General features: G+C 39.2%; 1 protein-coding gene. It reads right to left on the bottom strand.

What is annotated here, in order from left to right; genetic code table 11:
* Positions 1-699, bottom strand: a 699-nt coding sequence (locus ACXR6G_RS20125; protein ID WP_458363248.1) for a PKD domain-containing protein, incomplete at both ends; no start/stop codon positions are given.

Raw genomic sequence — 699 nt, 5'->3', positions numbered from 1 at the left:
TGTGTTAGCATCGACATCACTTGAAGCACTTGCATCCAATGTTACAACATCACCTTCGTTTACTGTTTGCGCATCACCTGCGTCAGCAACGGGTTTAACGTTTACATTCTTCACTGTAATAACAACTGTTGATGTTGATGTCAAATCACCATCACTAACTGTTAATTCAAAAGTATAAGCTTTATCTGCATCTACTGTTGGCGCTGTAAAACTTGGGTTTACTGTTTCTGATCCTGTTAAAACAAGATTTTCTACAGATGTCCATGCATATGTCAATGTTGTGTTAGCATCAACATCACTAGAAGCGCTTGCATCCAATGTTACCACGTCACCTTCGTTTACTGTTTGCGCATCACCTGCGTCAGCAACTGGAACAACATTTACATTCTTAACTGTAATAACAACTGTTGATGTTGATGTCAAATCACCATCACTAACTGTTAATTCAAAAGTATAAGCTTTATCTGCATCTACTGCTGGTGCAGTGAAACTTGGTGCTGAAGTATTTGCACCTGTAAGTGCAACTCCTTCTACAGATGTCCAAGAATAAGTCAATGTTGTATTAGCATCGACATCACTAGAAGCACTTGCATCCAAAGTCACAAGATCGCCTTCGTTTACTGTTTGCGCATCACCTGCATTAGCAACGGGTTTAACGTTTACATTCTTCACTGTAATAACAACTGTTGATGTTGATGT

Source organism: Ancylomarina sp. YFZ004 (assembly GCF_054254355.1).
This window is presented reverse-complemented; position numbering and strand designations above follow the sequence as displayed.